The sequence below is a fragment of the Frankia sp. CeTa3Moorea genome, assembly GCF_978021225.1.
This window is the reverse complement of sequence record NZ_CDXDOR010000141.1, coordinates 1-5725: the sequence shown is the minus strand read 5'-3', so window position 1 is coordinate 5725 and position 5725 is coordinate 1. Positions and strand designations below refer to the sequence as shown.

Here is a 5725-nt window from a genome sequence, read left to right as displayed (position 1 = left end):
CAAGCGGATCTGGCCCGCGGCGTACCGTGGCGAGGTCAAGCGCGATCTGGCCCGGGACAGCGCCGTGTCACTCGACGGCCGCGGCTATCCGGCGCACGTGCTGGTGACCGCGGTGCTGTCCGCGCTGAAGGCCGAGGCCGAACAGCAGCTCGGCGGTGCGGCGCTGTCGCGGGCCGTCGTCACGATACCGGCGAGCTACGATCCCGCCGGCCCGCTGCGCCGGACGATGATCGCCGCGGCGGAGGCCGCCGGGTTCGTCGACGTGGACCTGCTCGCCGAGCCGGTCGCGGCGGCCTGGTCGCCGGTGGTCGGCGCCGCGCCCGAGCCTGGCTCGCTCATGCTCGTGTACGACCTGGGTGGCGGGACGTTCGAGGGGGCGCTGGTCGCGGTCGGTGAGGACGGCCGGCACGAGCTGCTCTCCCACTCGGCTCTGCACGACTGCGGCGGCCGCGAACTCGACCAGATTCTGTTCGACGAGATCCTGGGGTTGTACGGGCCGGGGCTGGAACCGCTACTGAATCCGCCCGGGATCGGCGAGACGTTCCAGACCACGGCCAACCGGACCCGCCACGAACTGCTCGACTTCGCCCGGGCGGTGAAACATCAGCTCTCCGACATCGCCGTCGTGGAGGACGTTTTCAGCCCGGCCGGCCTGCTGGTCAGCATGCAGCGTGACCGGTTCACCCAGCTCGCCTCCCCCATCCTGGCCCGCACGATGGCCTGCTGCCAGCACCTGCTGAAGTCCTCCGGTTACGGACCGGACAAGCTGAGTGGGGTGCTCCTCGTCGGGGGCAGCTCCCGGATCCCGGTCGTCACCGACATCCTCGAAGGTCGGCTCGGGGTCGGCACCGACTGGCCGGGGCAGCAGATCTACCTCCCCGCCGATCCCGAGCTCGCCGTGGTGCTCGGCGCCGCCGCCTGGGCAAGCTCGGTCTCCACCCGCCGGACCACCGCAGCGCGCCCGAATCCGGTCCTACAACCGGCTCGCTGGGACATCCCCGGCGGGCGGGCGACGATGGTGCGCTGGCTCGTCGAGCCCGGGGAACGCTTCGACGCGAGCGCCGTGCTGGCGCGGGTCCGCCTCACCGACGGTTCCCTGTTCGACCTGGCCGCCGAGGCACCGGGTAGCCTCATCCACACCCACGCGGCACCCGGCACTCCGGTCCGCGACGCCGACTGGTTGGCGACCACGCTTCCGTCCGGGCCGGTGCCGATGGGGTCGGCGGTGCCGGCGGACCTGCGCGGCTTCGAGCGCAGCAGCCGCCCGTCCCACCACGTCGAGGTCACCGCGCGGGCCACCCTCAAGGGACACGAACGCGACGTCACCTCGGCGGCCTTCTCCCCGGACGGCAAGCTGCTCGCCACCACCAGCAAGGACGGCACCCGGCTGTGGGACGTCGCCACCGGCCGAACGTCGGTCACGCTCAGCGGGCGCAAGAGCCTGGTCGTGCATGGCTGCGCATTCTCCCCGGACGGCAAGCTGCTCGCCACCACCGGCAGCGACAAGACAGCCCGCATCTGGGACGTCGACGCCGCCCGCCAGACGGTGACCCTGACCGGGCACCGGGGACCCGTGTACGGCTGCGCCTTCTCCCCGGACGGCAGCCTGCTCGCCACGACCAGTACCGACCGCACCGTCCGGCTGTGGGGTTCATCGACCGGGAAGAATCTTGCCACCCTCAACGGCCATCGCGGCTCGGTCTACGGCTGCGCCTTCTCCCCCGACGGCCGGCTGCTGGTCACCGCCGGCGCGGAGTCCACCCTGCTGTGGGACGTCACGGTCGGCGAGATCATCATGAGCCTACCCGGGCACACGAACTTCGCTGGCGGCTGCGCCTTCTCTCCCGACGGCCGGCTGCTCGCGACGAGCGGCAACGAGGGCACCCGGCTCACCGACGCCTCCAGCGGCACCACCGTGCTCACCCTGCCGGGTTCGGCGCAGAGCTGCGCCTTCTCCCCGGACGGCCACCTGCTGGCAACGGCGAGCACCGACGACACCGCGCAACTGTGGGACGTCGCGACCGGGTCCGCGATCGCCACCCTCACCGGGCACAGCAGCACGGTGATGAGCTGCGCGTTCGCCCCCTACGGCCTCCTGCTCGCCACCACCAGTACCGACATGACCGCTCGGCTCTGGGACATCATCTACACCCCCTGACGCTCCGGCCGTCCCGGCAGGCAGATCCGCCGCCCGGGACTCCCGGAACTCCCGGAGATCAGGTCGGGAAGACCGAGCCGTCCCGCGGCGGGCACTTCAGGCCGAGGTCGTCCAGCACCGCCTCGGGCACGACGCCACACCCGACCTCGTAGGTACCGAGCTGGACCAGTTCCCACCCGGAGTCCGTGTGATGCAGTACCCCCTCGGCCCGGTCGAGATCGGCCACAGTCGGGCGCAGCTCGGTCAGTGCCCAGCTCGGGTCGCTGGCGGCCACGGTGGTCCCGGTGACCTCGTAGTTCTGCGGCGGAACATCCGCGGTGAACGGGCTCGTCCGGACCGCCTCGGCAATCGCGCCCGCATCCCCGGCCGACGGCGGGAAGGTGCCGGCGCCGCGAGCCACGGCGGCGACGACGCGGCTGGTTTCCCCGGGGGCCGACGCCACCGAGGACGATCTGGAACAGGCGAACGCCGTACCCACGGTCACAACTCCCGCGGTGACCAGAGTTGCGGTGGGCAGTACCACCCGGCGCACGATACGGGGACGGTTACCGCGGACGGCGGACCGAGGACGACTATGGCGAGCCATGCTGTGCACCTACCCAGTTTGCGCAGGTGAACCCCCTGAAGGGGGATACTCCAACGGTCAACCCGACGACAGATCACATCGTGATCCCATTGATATTCTCCCATCTCTCACTACCTCAGCCCACATTAGTCTCACCAAGATAAAATCTTGGCAAGATGTGATGCGCTGCTTGACCGAACGTGGTGTCCATCCCATCGGAGCCGTCGGGCCCGCCACCCGGGGGAGGCTGCCATTCGAGGGGGTCCCCGTCGTCTCGTCGATGGACATCGCGGCGAGTGGCACACCTACGATTCCGCGGCCCCGGGCATTCACAGAACCAGCTCACAGCAAGCTCACAGCAAGACCTCAGGTAACAGCCAGCCAAGGAGGCGAAGCTGACACCATGCAATCGGTGCGGGTCCTCGTGGTAGACGACGAGACGACACTGGCGGAGTTGCTGTCGATGGCGCTGCGCTACGAGGGGTGGGAAGTGCGCAGCGCCGCGGATGGTCGCGGAGCGCTGCGGCTCGCCCGCGACTTCCGGCCGGACGCGGTCGTTCTCGATATCATGCTGCCCGACATGGACGGCTTGGAGGTGCTTCGGCGCCTGCGGGCGGAGAGCCCGGACGTACCGGTGCTGTTTCTGACCGCCCGGGACGCCGTCGAGGACCGAGTGGCGGGACTCACCGCCGGCGGCGACGACTACGTCACGAAGCCGTTCAGTCTCGAGGAGCTCGTCGCGCGGCTGCGCGGACTGATGCGTCGCGCCGCGCGCACCACCGAGGCGTTGCAGGGCGCCCGGCTCGTCGTCGGCGACCTCACGATGGACGAGGAGAGCCGGGAGGTGCAGCGCGCCGGCCAGCCGGTGCACCTCACCGCCACCGAGTTCGAACTGCTGCGCTTCTTCATGCGCAACCCACGCCGGGTGCTCAGCAAGGCCCAGATCCTCGACCGGGTCTGGAACTACGACTTCGGCGGCCAGGCGAACGTCGTCGAGCTCTACGTCTCGTACCTGCGCAAGAAGATCGACGCCGGCCGCCCCCCGATGATCCACACGATGCGCGGGGCCGGGTACGTCCTGCGGCCGGCCGATCCGGCGCTGGCACCGAAGACCTCCGCCACCCCGTCATCGAGGGGCACCGCGCCGGGCCCGGCATGAGCTCCCCGGCTCACCGGATCGTGCCGGTCTCGCCCTCGCGCTGGTCGCTGCGCACCCGGCTGCTCGCCCTACTGATGCTCCTGCTGGCGACCGTCTCGCTGGCGATCGTGTTCGTCACCGCCGTCGCGCTGCGAGGTGTCCTCGTCGACCAGCTCGACAGGCGGCTGCGGGAGGCCAGCGGACGATGGGACCGGCCGGAACCCGCCTTTCTGCAGAACCTCCCGTCCTTCCCGGCCCTGCCGACCCTCCCGGCCCCGGCCGAGGGGAACGCCGGCTACGGCACTGCCGGCGGCTCGGCCACCGCCGCCGGCTCCGCTGCCCCCGCCAATTCCGCTGCCGACTCCGCTGCCGCCGGCCAGCCGTCCAGCCTCAGCCCGCAGCAGCTGCGGGTCCGCCGGTTCTTCCGTGGACCGGTCGATCCGGGAACGCTGGGAGCCGTCGTGGACGAGGATGGAACCTACGGGGCCTTCATCGATACCGCCGGTGAGGGGAAGGAGCTGACCACCGCCGAGACCGCCGTCGTCGCGGGCATTCCCGCCTACCTGCGGCCGTATACCCGGGCGTTCGGCGATCAGGGTGACTATCGGCTCCTCGCAAGGACCACCCATGACGGTATGACCGTCGTCACCGGGCTGCCGATGAAACAGGTGAACGCGACCCTCACCAGGATGGCGATGATCGCTGGGGTGGTGGCCCTGGTGGGGGTCGCGGCCGCCGCGATCGCCGGCACGGCGATCGTCCGCGTCACGCTGCGACCGCTGCGGCGGGTCGCCGCGACGGCCTCCCGGGTCGCCGAGCTACCCCTCGACCGGGGTGAGGTGGCCCTGTCGGTGCGTGTGCCGCAGGTCGACACCGACCCGCGCACAGAGGTCGGCCAGGTCGGGGCGGCGCTCAACCGGATGCTCGGCCACATCGGTGCCGCGCTGGCCGCCCGGCACGCGAGCGAGATGCGAATGCGCCAGTTCCTCGCCGACGTCAGCCACGAACTGCGCACTCCGCTCGCGGCGATCAGCGGGTACGCCGAGCTGACCCGCCGGACCCGCGAGCACGTCCCCGCGGACATCACCTACGCGATGAGCCGGGTCGAGTCCGAAAGCGCGCGGATGACGGCGCTGGTCTCCGACCTGCTGCTGCTCGCCCGGCTCGACTCCGGTCGGGACCTGGTCCGGGAACCGGTGGACGTCTCCCGGCTGATCGTCGACGCGGTCAGCGACGCGCACGTGGCCGCCCCGGGCCACCGCTTCGCCCTCGGCCTGCCCGAGGAGCCGGTCACGGTCACCGGGGACCCGGCCCGCCTGCACCAGGTTCTCGCGAACCTGCTGGCCAACGCCCGCACCCACACGCCGCCGGGCACCCAGGTCACGGCGAGCCTGACCGTGAGCGGCCCCACGGCGATCCTCGCGGTCGTGGACGACGGCCCGGGCATCCCCCCGGATCTGCTCCCCGAGGTCTTCCAACGCTTCGCGCGCGGCGACAGCTCGCGGTCCCGCGTCGCCGGTAGCACCGGGCTGGGGCTCGCCATCGTCGCCGCCGTCGTCGAGGCACATCACGGGCACGTGCAGGCCACGAGCGAGCCGGGACGCACCGCCTTCATCGTCGAGCTGCCCCGATGCCTCCCACCCTCGGGGACGGTCCCACCCGAGCCTGCCCGCCTGACCGGCCCGACGCACCCCGACCGAGCTTCACAGCCTGCGTACAGGTAGATCACAAGAAGCCGAAAGGTCCGCGGTCGACAGTGATCCCCATGTCGCCCATACTCACCGACCCGGTGCCCCTCTCCGGAGGCGGTCGGGCCCCTGGACATCGGCGGCGTATGCCGTGGACCAGGGACCAGCCCCACCAC

The 5725-nt window shown here is 71.3% G+C and carries 4 protein-coding genes; 3 read left to right on the top strand and 1 reads right to left on the bottom strand.

Going from position 1 to position 5725, the window contains the following annotated elements:
• Positions 1–2158: Hsp70 family protein (locus AC08OV_RS19690; protein ID WP_476620085.1), on the top strand; the 2158-nt coding region annotated here is incomplete at its 5' end.
• A gap of 58 nt (positions 2159–2216) precedes the next feature.
• Here AC08OV_RS19690 and AC08OV_RS19685 read toward each other — a convergent pair.
• Positions 2217–2681 carry a hypothetical protein gene (locus AC08OV_RS19685; RefSeq protein ID WP_476593318.1) on the bottom strand — a complete coding sequence of 155 codons (465 nt, stop codon included), beginning with the start codon at positions 2679–2681 and terminating at the stop codon, positions 2217–2219.
• A gap of 445 nt (positions 2682–3126) precedes the next feature.
• Here AC08OV_RS19685 and AC08OV_RS19680 point away from each other — a divergent pair, with 445 nt between their 5' ends.
• Positions 3127–3882: a response regulator transcription factor gene (locus AC08OV_RS19680; protein WP_476593317.1), complete on the top strand. Its 756-nt coding sequence runs from the start codon at positions 3127–3129 to the stop codon at positions 3880–3882.
• The gene (locus AC08OV_RS19675; RefSeq protein ID WP_476620084.1) at positions 3879–5585 is read left to right on the top strand and encodes a sensor histidine kinase; all 1707 of its coding nucleotides are present in this window, start codon (positions 3879–3881) and stop codon (positions 5583–5585) included. The genes AC08OV_RS19680 and AC08OV_RS19675 overlap by 4 nt, the downstream gene beginning before the upstream one ends.
• Positions 5586–5725: the final 140 nt, after the last annotated feature.